Annotated in this window: 16 protein-coding genes; 12 read left to right on the top strand and 4 right to left on the bottom strand. The window is 65.9% G+C overall.

Annotated features, from left to right (window positions below; all coding sequences use genetic code 11):
* Nucleotides 1-5 precede the first annotated feature (5 nt).
* The 12 genes from ACWHYV_RS16350 (at nt 6) to ACWHYV_RS16295 (ending at nt 8,141) form a co-directional block, all read left to right on the top strand.
* Entirely contained in the window at nt 6-947 is a 942-nt protein-coding gene (locus ACWHYV_RS16350; protein ID WP_447977560.1) for a hypothetical protein, read from the top strand.
* A 66-nt stretch (nt 948-1,013) separates the two neighbouring features.
* On the top strand, nt 1,014-1,187 hold the full coding sequence (locus tag ACWHYV_RS16345) for a hypothetical protein (protein ID WP_447977559.1): 174 nt from the start codon (nt 1,014-1,016) through the stop codon (nt 1,185-1,187).
* A gap of 90 nt (nt 1,188-1,277) precedes the next feature.
* The gene (locus ACWHYV_RS16340) at nt 1,278-2,456 is read left to right on the top strand and encodes a two-component system sensor histidine kinase NtrB (RefSeq protein WP_447977558.1); all 1,179 of its coding nucleotides are present in this window, start codon (nt 1,278-1,280) and stop codon (nt 2,454-2,456) included.
* Nucleotides 2,431-3,075 carry a response regulator gene (locus ACWHYV_RS16335; RefSeq protein WP_447977557.1) on the top strand — a complete coding sequence of 215 codons (645 nt, stop codon included), beginning with the start codon at nt 2,431-2,433 and terminating at the stop codon, nt 3,073-3,075. The genes ACWHYV_RS16340 and ACWHYV_RS16335 overlap by 26 nt, the downstream gene beginning before the upstream one ends.
* A gap of 181 nt (nt 3,076-3,256) precedes the next feature.
* Nucleotides 3,257-3,736, top strand: coding sequence for a hypothetical protein (locus ACWHYV_RS16330; RefSeq protein ID WP_447977556.1), 480 nt, complete (start codon nt 3,257-3,259; stop codon nt 3,734-3,736).
* A gap of 92 nt (nt 3,737-3,828) precedes the next feature.
* Nucleotides 3,829-4,137, top strand: coding sequence for a hypothetical protein (locus ACWHYV_RS16325; RefSeq protein ID WP_447977555.1), 309 nt, complete (start codon nt 3,829-3,831; stop codon nt 4,135-4,137).
* Nucleotides 4,138-4,309: 172 nt separating this feature from the next.
* Nucleotides 4,310-4,687 (top strand): hypothetical protein, encoded by a 378-nt coding sequence (locus tag ACWHYV_RS16320; protein ID WP_447977554.1) that lies wholly within the window; start codon nt 4,310-4,312, stop codon nt 4,685-4,687.
* Nucleotides 4,688-4,718: 31 nt separating this feature from the next.
* Nucleotides 4,719-4,877 (top strand): hypothetical protein, encoded by a 159-nt coding sequence (locus ACWHYV_RS16315; protein ID WP_447977553.1) that lies wholly within the window; start codon nt 4,719-4,721, stop codon nt 4,875-4,877.
* 22 nt (nt 4,878-4,899) lie between these two features.
* Nucleotides 4,900-5,061: a hypothetical protein gene (locus ACWHYV_RS16310; protein WP_447977552.1), complete on the top strand. Its 162-nt coding sequence runs from the start codon at nt 4,900-4,902 to the stop codon at nt 5,059-5,061.
* A 43-nt stretch (nt 5,062-5,104) separates the two neighbouring features.
* Complete coding sequence (locus ACWHYV_RS16305) at nt 5,105-5,605, top strand: hypothetical protein (protein WP_447977551.1); 501 nt, start codon at nt 5,105-5,107, stop codon at nt 5,603-5,605.
* A gap of 83 nt (nt 5,606-5,688) precedes the next feature.
* Nucleotides 5,689-6,510 carry a Tll0287-like domain-containing protein gene (locus ACWHYV_RS16300; RefSeq protein ID WP_447977550.1) on the top strand — a complete coding sequence of 274 codons (822 nt, stop codon included), beginning with the start codon at nt 5,689-5,691 and terminating at the stop codon, nt 6,508-6,510.
* Entirely contained in the window at nt 6,507-8,141 is a 1,635-nt protein-coding gene (locus ACWHYV_RS16295) for an SUMF1/EgtB/PvdO family nonheme iron enzyme (protein ID WP_447977549.1), read from the top strand. Before ACWHYV_RS16300 ends, ACWHYV_RS16295 begins: the two co-directional genes overlap by 4 nt.
* 30 nt (nt 8,142-8,171) lie before the next feature.
* On the opposite strand, the gene ACWHYV_RS16290 is transcribed toward ACWHYV_RS16295, so the two are convergent.
* The 4 genes from ACWHYV_RS16290 to ACWHYV_RS16275 form a co-directional block, all read right to left on the bottom strand.
* The gene (locus ACWHYV_RS16290; RefSeq protein ID WP_447977548.1) at nt 8,172-9,494 is read right to left on the bottom strand and encodes a response regulator; all 1,323 of its coding nucleotides are present in this window, start codon (nt 9,492-9,494) and stop codon (nt 8,172-8,174) included.
* 73 nt (nt 9,495-9,567) lie between these two features.
* Nucleotides 9,568-10,845, bottom strand: a complete 1,278-nt coding sequence (clpX, locus tag ACWHYV_RS16285) for an ATP-dependent Clp protease ATP-binding subunit ClpX (protein ID WP_447977547.1) — start codon at nt 10,843-10,845, stop codon at nt 9,568-9,570.
* Nucleotides 10,846-10,895: 50 nt separating this feature from the next.
* Entirely contained in the window at nt 10,896-12,899 is a 2,004-nt protein-coding gene (locus ACWHYV_RS16280) for an ATP-binding protein (RefSeq protein WP_447977546.1), read from the bottom strand.
* Nucleotides 12,900-13,025: 126 nt separating this feature from the next.
* The gene (locus ACWHYV_RS16275) at nt 13,026-14,426 is read right to left on the bottom strand and encodes a sigma-54-dependent transcriptional regulator (protein WP_447977545.1); all 1,401 of its coding nucleotides are present in this window, start codon (nt 14,424-14,426) and stop codon (nt 13,026-13,028) included.
* Nucleotides 14,427-14,512: the final 86 nt, after the last annotated feature.

Genomic DNA, 14,512 nt, shown 5'->3' with positions numbered 1-14,512 from the left:
GCGCGATGAAACGGCATTTGGAACCAGTGGATCTCATGGTGGCGATCGGTGTCTTTGCGACGATCCTGGGCGGATACGGTCTCTTCATCGCGGTCAACGGGACCGTGGAGCCCGTGCAGGCGGAAGCGACGGTGGCCGAAGCCACGACCGTCGGGCCCGACGCCGCGATGGAGTGGGTGCAGCCTGCGTTGGGGCAGGCGCTGGTTGACAATTATCTCTTGGATCGCGATTCGAATGCCGATCTGCACGCCGCGGCGTGGGACCTCACTCGTGCCATGATGGCCGGCCGCTATGCCGAGGAAGCTCTGCCGGGCATCGTCGGCCAGACAGCCATTCAAGCCGTGGAACAGATGGACGCCGATCATGCCGCACGGGTGCAGTTCGTCCTCGGACAGAGCATCGCGCGGTTCACGTCGCACGGGGTCCGGTCCGGCCTGGTCTCGGCGGATCAGATGGACGGGGCCTACAACCGCCGTATGATCGACGTCACCGCCGCACGCGGGGATGCCATGACGGCGGAGTATCGCGAGATGCGGGACCCGATCGTCGGGATGGCGGTCGTGAGCACGGCAACGGCCGCGGACCGGTTCACGAGTGAGACCCAGCGTCGTCTGGGAGAGGCGATCGTGCGTGTGGCCTCGGTGCAAGACGGCTACCTGGAACGCAAGGGAGAGGCGCAACGCCAGTTGGCGCTCGTGACGGTGGCGGCGCTGCACGGCGAGCAGGTCGCGGAGCGGTTCGAGATGCTGGCCCGCGCGGAGGCGGGCCCCGATCATGCCATCTTCTCCGAGCCGCGGACCTGGCCGGAGATCCCGTTCGGCCTGATGGCGGCCGGCTCGATCGGTCTCATCGGGATCTTTTTCGCCGGGCTGCTGATCCCCGCCATGCGGCCGGAGATCGAGACGGCAGAGGTCGCGCCCGAATTCACGTATCGTAAGACGGCCTAGCGCCGTCCATCGCGCGGTCCGGGCCGAACGCCCGGACCGCGCGGCGGGGACGGCAGGGAGACCATCATGTCGTGGGGATACTGGGGGATCGTGTCCGGGATCCTGGTTCTGGTGACGCTGTTCTTCTTTTGCCTCGATCTGTTCTACCGCGAGCCGAACACGATCATAGAGGCCGAGAAGACCGGCGGAGAAGGCGCGCGCGACACCATGACCTCGACCGGCACCAAGCACGCGGCCTGACGAGCGGTCGGGCCGCGCGCTTCGAACACCGTACCGACGGGTCCCGTCGAGAGAGTCGTGTCCCCGGGCGCCGGATCGGACGAGGTGCTCATGAGCGAACCTGTAGACGCCGGTCGGGACGTCGTCAGCTCCGAAGACTACTACCGCACATTGTGGAACCACGCCGTCGACGCCAAGCTCATCGTCGATGCGGCGGGCCGGATCCGTGAGCTCAATCGGCGAGCCGAGCTCAAGCTCGGCCGGCTGAGAGAAGATTTGCTGGAGACGGCCGCCGCGAAACTCTTCTTCGACCCTGATCGCCCGCGGTTCACGAAGCTCCTCGCCGATGCGCTGAGCACCGGCAAGGATTTGCGTGCGACCGACCTGCGCGTCCCGACGGACGGCGGCGCGGTGCTGGTCATGGACGTCGACCTGGTCCCGGTGGAGAACTGCGCGGGGATCAAGGAGGTCCTGCTGCAGCTGAGCGACGTGACCGAGAAGCGCCGGTTGGAACAGCAGTTGCTCCGATCGGAACGGCTCGCCTCCTTGAGCCAGTTTGCCTCCATGTTCGCGCACGATATCCGGAACCCGCTCGCGGGGATCAAGAAGACCCTCGAATTGCTCGGCAAGCGTCCCGAGCTGCACGCGCCGCCGATCGCCCAGTGGTTCGCGGACCTGCAGCTCACGACCGATCTGCTCTTGGGCATGATCAACGACATGCTCGACGTCTACCAGGAAAGTTACTCGGGGCTGCCGCTCATCATGTCGGAGTTTTCCGTACGGGTCCTGTTCCAGGAGGCGATCCACCTGTTTCGCTCGGAGGCCGATGCGAAGGGCGTGAGCTTTCGGCTGGAATTTCCGCAGGAGGAGATCCGGATGTGCGGGGACCGACGGCGGCTCCAGCGGGTCGGCATCAATCTGCTCCACAATGCGCTCAAGTACTCGCCGCCGAACGGTACCATCACGATTTCGGTGCGCCATACCCATGAGGGAGCCTTGCCGATCGGCATGGGTGAACCGGGCGACCCGGTCCTGCTCATGCGGGTGGAGGACGAGGGACCCGGCATTCCTCCCGAGGACCTCCCGTTCCTCTTCGAGATGTTTTTCCGGAAGAAGGACGGCCACGATCTGCGGATCGGACGGGGCCTGGGCCTGCACTTCTGCCGATTGGTCGTGGAAGCGCACCACGGGCGGATCTGGGCGGCGAACCGCACGGACGGGGGCGCCCAGTTCTCGATGGCGCTCCCTTTGAAGGGACACGCGGATGCCGATCAGCCTGATCATCGCTGAGGATCAGCGCTTGTTTCGCCAGAGCGTGCGCTGCCTGCTCGAGCGAGAGCCGGATCTGCGCGTCGTCGGTGAGGCGACCGACGGGCGTGAAGCGTTCAATCTCGCGATGGAGCTGAAGCCCGACATGGTCCTGATGGACGTGGACATGCCGAAGCTGGACGGCGTGACGGCGACCCGGCTGATTCAAGGATGCCTTCCCGAGATCAAAGTCCTCATGCTGTCGGTCCACGACGACGACACCCGGATCGTCGCCGCCGTCCAAGCCGGGGCGAGCGGTTACATCCTCAAGGACGCCGACCATGCGGAGTTCCTCCGCATCATCCGAGGTACCTATCGGGGGGAGGCGGTGAGCTCGCCCTATCTGCCGGACCGCCTGGCCCGGCATACCTACCGCGCGTTGGCTCAAGGCGGCGGTCGGCAGGTCGGCGGGTTGGCGCTGCTGACTGACCGGGAACGTGAAATCCTCGCACATGCCGCGGGAGGGCAAGGCAACAAAGAGATTGCCGATCACCTCTGCGTGTCGTCCGATACCGTCAAGACGCATCTGCATCACATCTACCGTAAGCTCAATGTGACCGGTCGGGTCGAAGCCATCCTGCTGTACCTGAGCGGGAAATAGCTCCTTCGACCCCTTCGGATTCTTCCGCCCTCTTCGCTCGGACCTTCTTCCCCTCGACTCACCCGACCGGGCGATACGAAATCCTCCGAGGTGGGCATGGTCTCCCGGCTCGTCCAATCGTATCGTGCCATCCAGCACGTGCGGAAGCGGCTGGAGAGCACACCCGAAGCGGAGGTTCGAGATGACGCATCCGGATCGACGATGGCGGCGCGGAGTATTCCTGCCCCTCGCGTTCTTCCTCCTGCCCGTGATTCCGGTCCTCCCCGGCAGCGCCGAGAACCTGTGGGTGTATGAAGTGGCCAACTCGGTCGCGTTGTACCAAGCGCATGAGCGTGGAGGAGAGTGGCAGCCGTACATCGATCGGCTCGATGCGATCAAGCGGGCGGAAGATCGGCGGGACAGGGAGGCGGTCCGTGCGGCGGCTAAGGAATTGCTGCACATGCTGAAGCGGCGCGCCCACGGCATCCGCGGTGACGCGGCCGATGAGTTGGAACGGCTGGTGTTCGCCTATAGTCCGTTGGACGCGAGGGTGGACTCCGCGGCGAGCTCGACGGAACTGAGCCTTGAGGCCGAGCGGCCCATGAGGGCCCCGGCCGAGCCGATCGCCCGGTGTCATGAAGCGGGGTGCGATGAGTGGCTTGAGAAGGGCCGATCCCGATGAGAGAGGGATCGGCATGGGAACACGGTTGGAAGCCAGGCAGCCGGTGCCGAGCCAGGGGCGAGGCTCCACTGCCGAAAGCAAGGAGGTTGGCGATGAAGTGCCGTGTGGTCATAGGGGTGGCTCTGGCAGCGGGACTGTGGATGGTGCCCTCTGTCTTGCCGGCAGCCGTGTCCGCTGCCGAGGAAGACTCCGGCAAGATGATCGAAAAACGGGCGCCGGTCGACCAAGGCAAGCCGACGACGGCGACGGAGTCGGGAGCCCGGGACATGGGAGGCGGAACGGAAAAGCCGATGTCGATGCCTGATACGGCCTCGTCGGAGGGCTCGAGCACCGCGATCAGCACCGAACCCGGCAAGAAGAAAGAGGTCGTGCAGGATCACGATTTCGTGCTCTATCCGTAACCGGGGAGCGCCGGCTCGTAACCGGCGAGCGCCGGGTGTCTGTCGGTTGAGGAAGGACGGAACATCTCACCCGAATGGGTGAGGCAAAATCCATCCGTCGGGCAATGGAGCGGGTCCAGCAAGCTTCCTAGCATGCTCTCACCCGGCGGATCACGCGCTTGGGAGGCGTTCTATGAGCAGGCAGCGCCCGATATGGCTCTTCATGTGGTTGTTCGCGCTCATCGTGGCGGTCGCAATGCCGCCCGCGGCCGCGCAGGCTCAGACGGGCTGGGCGGATGAGCTGGCGAATTCCTTGAGCTTCTATCAAGCCAACTATCCCGCTTCCAACTGGGCCCCCTACGTGCAGAAGTTGAACCTGGTCCGGGAGGCCTTGAGCCGCGGCGATCAGCGGACCGTTCGGGTGGAGATGAACAAGTGGTTCAAGATGCTGCGGAACCGCGAGCACGGCATCCATGACGTGGCGGCCGACGAGCTGTTCAATTTCGCGGTCATGGTGACGCCGCTGCAGGAATACGGGATTTCGGTCTCGCCGATCGGTCTCGGACAGTAACCGTCCGCGGCGGCGGGCACGGGGAGGCGATATGTCTGGCGCGGAGTGGGCGATCGTGATCGTCGTGAGTGGGTGTCTCCTCGTGCTCTTCGCGGGGTTGGAGGTGCTCTTCCCGACTACACGGGAGCCCTCCGGCAACACACACCAAGAGACGCGGGAGACGAACGCTCCTGCGGCTCGCATCCGGTGAGACGTTCGGAGTTTGGGGAGTTATGGTCGAGCTGATCGGAGTGATCACGATCGTGGCGATGAGTTGGGTGCTGGCATCCGGTATGGCCAACGAAAGCGACGCCGAGCACAGGCGTGAATCGGCCGGAGATCGGTCGCGCGATGTCCTCGCGTCCGGAACGGCCGAACGCCGGGATGCGGCCTAACCTGCTCATTACCTCCGCCGTGATCGACAGGCAGGAGGGGACCATGCAGCGCATGTTACTGCTGCTGAGCGGATTGTTGTGCGTGGTGACGCCGGTGTTCGCCGGTGGAGGAGACGGCCGAGCCGGTCCCGGGACCCACCACGAGGTCAATACGATCGTGACGAAGATCGCCTCGGGGTTCGTCTTCGTCGAGCCGTTCGAAGGGCTGCGGCCGCGTGCGATCAGCCCCGCCAAGGCCGATCGCGTCGGGCTCCATCAAACGAAGGTCGGCGAGGAAGTGACGCTGGTGGTGGATGAGGGGAATCTGCTCGTGGACGCCCATCGGCCGTCGGTTCCGTCGCCGGGGCACCGCCTCATCAACGGCGCGCTCGATTTCGCCGACGCGTATTGGGGCGAGGTCAAGCTCTCCACGCCGGACGGGCCCCAGCGGTTCGAAGTCGATTCGCTGATCGGGAGCAAGATCGCGGTGATTCCCGAAGGCGCCTCGGTGGTGGTCGAGCTCGACGAAGACAACATGTTGATCGACATTCATCGTCGCCGGTAAGCGTCCGGCCGCTCGGGCGGGGGAGGGGCTCCGTGACCCGGTGAGCCGACGCCAAGCGACTGCAGGTGGAGCCTTGTGCCTGTATGGCTCGTGGGTGTGCTCGACGATCCGCGTGGGCGATTCTTCTGATCGCCGGCCTGATCGCGGGGGCGACGGCAAGCCCCGGATGGCCGCGAAGCGCGGCCTCGCCGGCCGGGCCGGCGTTTCAAAGCCTCCTCGAGCTGGAGCAAACCGCCCGTCTGCTGGCCGTCCTCTTGGATTCCGGCAGGGCCGTCGTCAACGAGCACCCGGAGCTGTACCAAGGCGGTGAGCGCCCCGGCCTTGCGCCCGACCTCTTCGAGCAGCAGCTCAACGACATGTTTCGGGCACGGTCGGGGATCGATCTGCGCGAGCTCGACGAGAGCCGGGCGCCCGAGAAGGTCAAACGCTGGCTCCCTCTGATGGTGACGATCAGCAAGGAAGTCGTGGCCGAGTCGGACATGAAGGCGGCTGCACAGGCGCTCTCGGCGGCTCCATCGTCCGGCGACCCGGCCCGTCCCCCGTTGGCGTTGATCCCCGCCGTGTTCGGATCGCGCGTGGCGACGCGTTTCAGCGCAGCGACCGGAGTCCGGCTCAAGCAGACCTCCTTGACCCCGCGCAACCCCGCCAATGCGCCGGACGCGTTCGAGCAGGCGGCTCTCCAGGCCTTCGCCGATCCGGGGCACGCCCGTGAGCAGGCGATCAGCGAGGTCACGGCGCAAAGCGGGGCGTTGCGGCTCATGTACCCGCTGTATGCCACCCGCCAGTGTCTGGCCTGCCATGGCGAGCCGAAAGGCCAACCGGATACAATGGGGTATCGTCGGGAGGGGCTCCGGATCGGTCAAAACGCCGGGGCCATCAGCGTGGTGATCCCGCTGTCGAAATGAGCCGCCTCCTTCTGCTGCTGGCGATCGCGATCGGATTCCCGGCCGAGCCGCTCGGCGCGCAGCCGATCGGTCCGTTCGAACGACCGGCCGGCACGGGCGTCATCGTCCATCGCGACGGGTACATCCTGACGGCGCTCCATGTCGTCAGTCAGGCCCGCCGGATCGCCGTCGTCACGCCCGGAGAATTCCGCACCACGGCGTTGCTCGTCGCCTCCGATCCCGAGCAGGATCTCGCCCTGCTCAAGGTCGAGACGGTCGGCCTCTCCGAAGCCCCCATCGGCTACGCCGGGGCCGTCAGGCTCGATCAAGAGGTCATCGTCTGCGGCTTCCCCTTCGGGCTCCGCGAGGTGTCGATCTCCCGCGGCCGGGTCTCCGCCGTCCGCACCAAGGGCGTCAAACGGGTCTTCCAGATCGACGCTCCCATCAATCCGGGAAACAGCGGCGGGCCCGTCTTCACCCGTGACGGGGAAGTCATCGGCCTCGTGACGACGAAGTTCAGTCATCCGTCCGGCATCGTGCCGGAAGGGCTGAGCTTTGCCGTCCCGATCAGCTATGCGCTCCCGCTGTTGGCCAATATCCCCGATTTCGACTTCTCCGCCATCGGCAAAGGAGGGGCGGCCGCCAAGACCAAGGGCCGGAAGAAGAAGGGCCAGTCGGTGGAGCAGGACCTCGTGCGCGGGATCAGCCGGATGACGGTGCGAATCGAGACGCTGCGCAGCACGGAGACGGCCGCGGCCCAGGCGCGTCGTGAGCCGGCCGTCGGGGCCGGCAAGGGCGAGCTCCACGAGGGCGGCGCCAAGCCGCCGGAGCCTTCAGCACCGCACGGTGAGCCCGAGAAGAAGGACGACGGCAAGCGGGACCAGACCGAGACGAACGCGGTGCGCGAGCAACTGGCCGCCGCGCAGCGGGAAGAGTTGCAACGCCTGACCCAAGCGGGGAGCCCGGTGCCCGAGGGCATGGTGTTGATCCCCGCCGGCGATTTCTGGATGGGAACCGACACCGGGTTGCCCGATGCGCGGCCGATGCACCGGGTCACGCTCAGCTCGTTCTGGATCGACCGCTACGAAGTGACCAACACACAGTATCGTCGCTGCGTGGAGCCGAGCGTGTGTTCACCCCCGAAGGACCGCCGGGCGTTCGACGACCCGCGGCACGCGGACCATCCCGTGACGAACGTCACGTGGAAGCAGGCCTATACCTACTGCCAGTGGCGTGGCGCTCGGTTGCCGACCGAAGCCGAGTGGGAAAAGGCGGCGCGGGGCATCGACGGCCGCCGCTATCCATGGGGGAACACGGACGAGCCGATCACCACCTGGCTCAAGGAGCGGGTGATGAGCATGGGGAACGGGACGCTGCCCATCGGCAGCGTGCCCGAGGCCGTGTCGCCCTACGGGGTGTTCGACCTCTCGGGCAACGCATGGGAGTGGGTCCGCGACTGGTATGCGGAGGACTATTACGCGATGATGCCGCCCCGCGACCCGCAAGGCCCGTTGCGAGGCACGTTCCGCGTGCTGCGGGGCGGCGATTGGAGCCAGGGGCCGCTCGAGCTCCGCGCGAGCTACCGCGGATGGGACGAGATGACCTATTGGGGACCCACGCTCGGATTCCGCTGCGCGGCTGACGCCCCCTGACGCACGTCGAGCTGGAACACGGTCCTCGCTTCAGCCGTCCCTGTCCCGCTTCCCCAGCCATTGATCCAACAGGCGCGTGAATGCGGCCAGGCGAACCGATCGATCCTCGATCGAGCCGATGGAGATGTCCGCCGCGGCGAGGCCCGGGAAATGGGAGAGGTCCTCGGCTTTCGGCAGGATCACGTGTACGGGCAGCGACGGGGCCAGGGCCGAGCGAGCTTTGAGGAAGGTCTGGAGGTGGCTGAGCTCGCTCTCGCCCGATGGCCCGGCCAAGACGATGATCCCGACGGCCGAGGGGAGGCTGTGCTCCCAGAGCGGGCGGAAGCGCTTTTCCGCGCGGACGGCGACCAAATGCAGCACGGTGTCGTCGGACACGCGGATCAAGCCGAAGTCCGTGCGGCCGTCCGTCTGCGGCTCGTCCGAGCCCGTGGCCGACCAGCAGGAGGGGGAGAGATCGCGGATCAGCCCGCAGATGAACTCACTTTTCCCCGCGCCGGCCGTTCCTGCGATCAGCACCCGGACGGTGTGCGGCTCGGACGCCCCCGTGCGGGCGGCGCGCAGGCGTCGGCTCACCCTCTGCAGGCGGCCGATCACGTCCCCGCTCCCGGGCTGGGACGCCGACGGGCGGTCCGAGCGGTGCAGCATCTGCTGGTGTTGTTCGAGCTTGCGGAGGTCCTCGAACAGGAGATTGGCCAGACTCGCGGTGATCGGCATGCGCTCCGGCACCGCGTCGGGAAGGAAGAGGTAGCGCCCGGCCTTCCAGCCGAGGAGCACGAAGAGCGGCTCCTCCCGCTTCGGGGAGCGGATGTCGGCATCGACGATAACGCCCTCCTTGAAGTAGAGGGTGCCGGTGCGTTCTCCGTGGCTGAGCACCAAGGCGCCGGTCTTCTGGCTCAACTCGAGCATCTGGACGAGGTCGAGCACATCGACCTCGTCCAACCGGCCGCTCAAGCCGATGCGGTCCAAGGGGATCCGCTTGGCCTGTTCGATGCGATCGATCATCATCTCGACCCGCTCGGCGAGCTGGTCCAGGGGGCAGGGCTTGGTGAGGTAATCGTCGGAGCCGATCTTCCTGGCCCGGATGCGGTCGGTGTCCTGGTCCTTGGCGGTCAGGAAGATGAAGGGAATCGTGCGGGTCTCGGCTTGCCGCCGGAGCCGGCTGCACAGCTCGTAGCCGTCCATGCCGGGCATGCCGATGTCGGCGATGATCAGGTCCGGCCGGTCGGTCGACACCTTCTCGATGGCCTCGATCCCGTTCTCCGCGGTCTCGACGTCATAGTGCCGGCCGCGAAGGTAGAGCGAGACCACCCGCCGCAGGTGGGCTTCGTCATCGACGACGAGGATTTTGGCCATGGACACCTCGTCTGATCTTGGGAAGAGCGGCCGCTCCCCGCCCCTCGACTATCGGACCGGGCCGCACGCCCGGCTAGTTGACGATCGTTGGTTGGCCCGTTCCGTTGATGACGTCCTCGGTGATCACGATCGATTTGACGCCTTGAAGGGCGGGGGTCTCGTACATCAGATCGAGCATGACTTCCTCGAGGATCGCCCGGAGCGCTCGGGCGCCCGTCTTCATCGGCGCGGCCCGCCGGGCGATGGCGTGCACCGCTTCGGGCGTGAATTGCAACGTCACGTTCTCCAACTCGAACAAGGCCTGGTACTGCTTCAACAGGGCGTTCTTGGGCTCGCTGAGCACGCGCACGAGGGCCGCTTCGTCCAGGTCCGACAGCGTGGTGATGACGGGGAAGCGCCCCACGAACTCCGGGATCAGCCCGTACTTGAGCAAGTCTTCCGGTTGCGCGAGCTCGAGCACGTTGGATCCATTGAGCCCGTCCCGCGTGGTGACGCCGGCCCCGAATCCGATGCGCCGCTGCGTCGTCCGCTGGCCGATGATCTGGTCGAGCCCGACGAACGCGCCGCCGCAGATGAACAGGATGTTCGTCGTGTCGACGCGGATGTAGTCCTGTTCGGGGTGCTTCCGGCCGCCCTTCGGCGGTACGTTGCAGATGGTCCCTTCCACGAGCTTGAGCAGCGCCTGCTGCACGCCTTCCCCGGAGACGTCGCGGGTGATGGACGCGCTCTCCGATTTGCGGCTGATCTTGTCGATCTCATCGATGTAGATGATGCCCGTCTCCGCGCGCTTGACGTCGAATTCGGCGGCTTGGAGCAGCTTGAGCACCACGTTCTCGACGTCTTCGCCGACGTACCCGGCTTCGGTGAGCGTCGTCGCGTCGGCGATCGCGAAGGGGACGTGGAGGATCTTGGCCAGCGTCTGGGACAGCAAGGTCTTCCCCGTGCCGGTCGAGCCGATCATCAGGATGTTGCCCTTCTGCAGCTCGACCTCACGCAGCCGGTTGCGGCTCAGGATGCGCTTGTAATGGTTGTGGACCGCAACGGAGAGGACCTTTTTCGCCCGCTCCTGCCCGATGACGTATTCGTCGAGGATCCGCTTCATCTCGGGAGGCTTGGGGAGCTGAATGTTGTGAGGAAAGGATGCGGCCGCACCGCCCGCCCCTTCCGCCAGGAAGGTGTTGCACAGCCGCACGCATTCGTTGCAGATGAGCAGGTTCGAGCCGGATTGACAGGTTTGGCAATGGTAGGGCGCAGGACTTTCGATGAGGCTCTTGACGACGCTCTCCCGCTTCCCGCAAAACGAGCATTGCCGGTCCCGTCGATCCTTGTTCTGCCGTGATTCCCAGAACACGTGGTACTCCTGGTGGTTAAGAGTGGCGGCCCTGACAAAAACGGCGCATCTTACCCTGCCTGCCGATCCAACTCAAGCCGGTCTTGCGCGCGGGGCACGGCGTGCGGCGCGGCGAACCGAAGCGAAAACCGGCTGCCTTTCCCGAGCTCGCTCTCGACCTCGATCGCGCCGCCGTTGTCCTCGATCAGGCGCTTCACGTTCGTGAGGCCGAGGCCCGTGCCGTAGTCTTTGGTGGTGAAGAACGGCTCGAAGATGCGGTGCAGGTGCGCTTCGGAGATCCCGCACCCCGTGTCGGCCACCTCGATCAGCACGGCGTTCCCGTCCGTGTAGGCGCGGATCGTCACCCGGCCGCCGTTGGGCATGGCCTCTCGCGCGTTGACGAGCAGATTCACCAGCGCCTCTTTCACCTGGTCCGGATCGACGCACAGGTCGGGCAAGCCGTCCTGGAACTGGGTCACGACCGAGAGCCGTTCATGTCCGCCTTGGGCCTTCCACTGCCACACGGCCGACTTTACCAGCGCCTCCGGCGAAATCGGTTTCGGCTCGGGCGGCTTCTGCCTGGCATAGCGCAGGAAGTCGTTGATGCGGTGCGTGAGCTTGTCCACCTCGTCGATGATGTACCGGGTGACCTCCTGCTTGATGTCGTCCGGCTGATGCTCCTCCAGCACGAGCTGGGCCGAGCTTCGGATGACGCCGAGCGGATTGCGGAGGTCGTGGGCAAGGGCCGCCAGCAGTTGGCCGACGGACGCCAATTTTTCCTTTCGCACGAGCTCGTCGTGCTGCACCCGGATCGTGTGCAGGCTGTCTTCGAGCGAGCGCCGCATCGCCTCGAACGTTTTCGCCAGGTCTTCGATCTCATCGCCGGTCCGGATGTCGGGGAGGGCGCTTCGAATCTCGGCCGGTTGGGTCGTCGTCGCGGACGAGAGCGCGATCAGATTGCGGCGCAAGGCGTCGGCCTCCCGGCGGAGCGCGAGGATCGGGCTGACGATCTGACGCCCCAGCACGAAGCCCAGCGACGCGAGCACCACCACCAACCCGAACCCGATCAAGCCGACCGTGAGGAGCAAGGAGTAGATCGGGGAGTACGTCTCTTCGGGCTGCTGGCGGACGAAGGCGAACCAGCGTTGTCCGCCCAGGCTGAGGGGGGTCAGACGGTGGGAAAAGCGAACCGGCGCGACGCCGATGATGGAATTGTGCCCGCCGTGGGCGTCGTCGTCCACGACGAGCCACGAGGGGCGGTCCTGCGCGAGCTGGCTGAGCAGGGCCTGCTGGATGAGATGCTCGGTGGGCGGCAGGACCGGGCAGACCAAGGGAGTCCCGGCGGTGTCGAGCAGCATGCCGTGTCCCGTCTCGCCGACGCGGATGGGCAGGATCGTATCCATCAAGGTTTGACGGCTGATGATGAGGCCGACGACGCCGATCGGCTCAGCGTCATCCTGACCGGGTACCGGGACGGACACTTCGAAGACGTACTCGTTCAGGTCCGGATCGAGATGGAGGGAGCTGACGTAGGCGACGCCGGCCCCGTTGTCGAACGCTTCTTCCCACCAGGTTTCGTCCTCGTTCATGAACTGCGCGTGCGGGTCGTTCGAGGCGACGAGGGCGCCGCGGCTGTCGGCGAGGACGACGCGGACGTAGTGGCCGTCCTTCCGGGCCCATTCTTCCAGGTACCTGACGGCCTGCGAGAGCGGGAGCGGGCCCTGGTCGAGCTGCGCGAGCAGGGACGGGGTCGGGCCTTCCTTGAGCAGCGCCTCGATCTCCGCTTCCGTCTTGCCCGCATAGCGCTGATTCGCGAGCTCGACGATCCGCTGGACGACCACCGGCGTGGCGGCGAGTTGGACCGCGCGGTCGATTTCCATGTCGACGGCCGCCGCGATGCGGATCGAGGTGGACCGGGCGATTTCCTGGAAGCTGCTGCCGATCGAGTGCTTGAGGCTCTCGGTGCTGTACAGGTAAGTGGCGATCAGGGCGACGATGCCGGGAACGATTCCGGCGATCAGCAGGGCGATGAAGAACTTGCGCTGGAGGCCGCCGGTCCTGGGTGAGTGTTCCATGAAGGACCCCGGAACGCCGGAAGACCATGACCGGGGCCCGCGGAACCGAAGGCCGAGTCCAACGCGCCCCTCTTGTCTAGATCATCATGCGCATCCGAGAAGAAAGTCAAGCAGATCCTGCCTCGACTACCGATCCCCGTTCGGCGAAGACAGATTGTACTTCGCCATTCGATAACGCAGCGTATTCCGGGTAATCTTGAGCAGACGGCTGGCCTCGGAGATGTTGCCCTCGGCCTTCTCCAGGGCTTCTTTCAGCATCGCTTTCTCGACCTCCTCGACGGAGAGCCCCAGCGACAGGAGCGAGACGGGCGCGGTCGTTCCCTTGTTGGCGTCCAAGCTGGCGCCGGTCCCGGCGCGCAAATAGGACGGCAAGTGCTCCGGTTTGATCTCCCCCTCGCGGCAACTGATCGTCACCCACTCCACGACGTTGTGCAGCTCGCGGACATTGCCCGGCCAGTCGTGCCGCTCCAGGATGGCCAAGGCCTCTCGGGAGACGCCCTTGATGCGAAGCCCTCTTTCCTGGCACGCCTTCTTCACGAACGCGCTCAAGAGGTCCGGGATGTCCTCCTTGCGCTCGCGGAGCGGGGGGATCGAGAGCGGGCAGACGTGGAAGCGATAATAGAGGTCCTCCCGGAACCGACTCTTCTTGATCAATTCCGAGAGATCCTGGTTCGTCGCCCCGATGACCCGGATGTCGACCCGGATCCCGCGCGTCGAGCCGAGGGGCTCCACGGTGTGGTCCTCCAGCACCCGCAGCAGCTTGGCCTGCGCCGCCGGGCTCATCTCGCCGATCTCGTCGAGGAAGAGCGTCCCGCCGTCGGCGAGCTGGAAGCGCCCGGGCTTCGCCTTCTTGGCGTCCGTGAACGCCCCCTTCTCGTACCCGAACAACTCGGACTCCAGTAGGGACTCGGGAATTCCGCCGCAATTGACCGCAATCAGCGGCCCCGTGGCCCGCGGGCTCGCATAGTGGATCGCCCGCGCCAGGAGCTCCTTGCCGGTCCCGCTCTCGCCGGTGATCAGGACCGTCGCGTCGGTTTTCGCCACTTCCATGGCCAGTTGCTTGACCTCTTCGATCTGCTTCGACCGGCCGACGATGCCGTCGAAGCCGAACCGCTCGTGGAGGCCCGCGCGGAGCGCCTGGTTGTCCTGCGTCAGCCGCCTGGCCTCCAGCGCTCGGGCGATCACGATCTTGAGCTCGTCGTGATCCACCGGCTTCGAGATGTAGTCGTAGGCGCCCTTCCGCATCGCCTCCACGGCGGACTTCACGGTGCCGTAACCGGTGATGATGATCACCGGCACGTCGGGCATCTGGCGCTTGGCGGTTTCGAGCACGTCCAACCCGGAGGTGGCGCCGACTTGAAGGTCGGTGATGATCAGGTCGACGTCGGCGCCGTCTTGAAGAAGCCGGATCCCCTGCTCGCCGGAGTCGGCAAGCAGCAGCGCGTAGCCCTCTTTTTCCAGGACCAGCGCGAGCAGCCGGCGCATGCGCTCTTCATCTTCGACGATCAGCAGGGTGGGCGTCCGCATCAGCCGGCATCCATCGTGGACCCACGGGGCGGTGGCGTGACCCGGACCGCCGGTGGCTCACCGATGATGATAGTCCTCGGCGGCAT

This window comes from Candidatus Nitrospira bockiana, from assembly GCF_965152565.1.
The sequence above is the reverse complement of the archived record's forward strand: the minus strand, read 5'-3'. Positions and strand labels throughout refer to the sequence as shown.

Excerpts from the sequence above, each read along its gene's own strand:
- ACWHYV_RS16350 (WP_447977560.1), top strand. The coding sequence starts at position 6 with ATGAAACGGCATTTGGAACCAGTGGATCTCATGGTGGCGATCGGTGTC.
- ACWHYV_RS16345 (WP_447977559.1), top strand. The coding sequence starts at position 1,014 with ATGTCGTGGGGATACTGGGGGATCGTGTCCGGGATCCTGGTTCTGGTG.
- ACWHYV_RS16340 (WP_447977558.1), top strand. The coding sequence starts at position 1,278 with ATGAGCGAACCTGTAGACGCCGGTCGGGACGTCGTCAGCTCCGAAGAC.
- ACWHYV_RS16335 (WP_447977557.1), top strand. The coding sequence starts at position 2,431 with ATGCCGATCAGCCTGATCATCGCTGAGGATCAGCGCTTGTTTCGCCAG.
- ACWHYV_RS16330 (WP_447977556.1), top strand. The coding sequence starts at position 3,257 with ATGACGCATCCGGATCGACGATGGCGGCGCGGAGTATTCCTGCCCCTC.
- ACWHYV_RS16325 (WP_447977555.1), top strand. The coding sequence starts at position 3,829 with ATGAAGTGCCGTGTGGTCATAGGGGTGGCTCTGGCAGCGGGACTGTGG.
- ACWHYV_RS16320 (WP_447977554.1), top strand. The coding sequence starts at position 4,310 with ATGAGCAGGCAGCGCCCGATATGGCTCTTCATGTGGTTGTTCGCGCTC.
- ACWHYV_RS16315 (WP_447977553.1), top strand. The coding sequence starts at position 4,719 with ATGTCTGGCGCGGAGTGGGCGATCGTGATCGTCGTGAGTGGGTGTCTC.
- ACWHYV_RS16310 (WP_447977552.1), top strand. The coding sequence starts at position 4,900 with ATGGTCGAGCTGATCGGAGTGATCACGATCGTGGCGATGAGTTGGGTG.
- ACWHYV_RS16305 (WP_447977551.1), top strand. The coding sequence starts at position 5,105 with ATGCAGCGCATGTTACTGCTGCTGAGCGGATTGTTGTGCGTGGTGACG.
- ACWHYV_RS16300 (WP_447977550.1), top strand. The coding sequence starts at position 5,689 with ATGGCTCGTGGGTGTGCTCGACGATCCGCGTGGGCGATTCTTCTGATC.
- ACWHYV_RS16295 (WP_447977549.1), top strand. The coding sequence starts at position 6,507 with ATGAGCCGCCTCCTTCTGCTGCTGGCGATCGCGATCGGATTCCCGGCC.
- ACWHYV_RS16290 (WP_447977548.1), bottom strand. The coding sequence starts at position 9,494 with ATGGCCAAAATCCTCGTCGTCGATGACGAAGCCCACCTGCGGCGGGTG.
- ACWHYV_RS16280 (WP_447977546.1), bottom strand. The coding sequence starts at position 12,899 with ATGGAACACTCACCCAGGACCGGCGGCCTCCAGCGCAAGTTCTTCATC.
- ACWHYV_RS16275 (WP_447977545.1), bottom strand. The coding sequence starts at position 14,426 with ATGCGGACGCCCACCCTGCTGATCGTCGAAGATGAAGAGCGCATGCGC.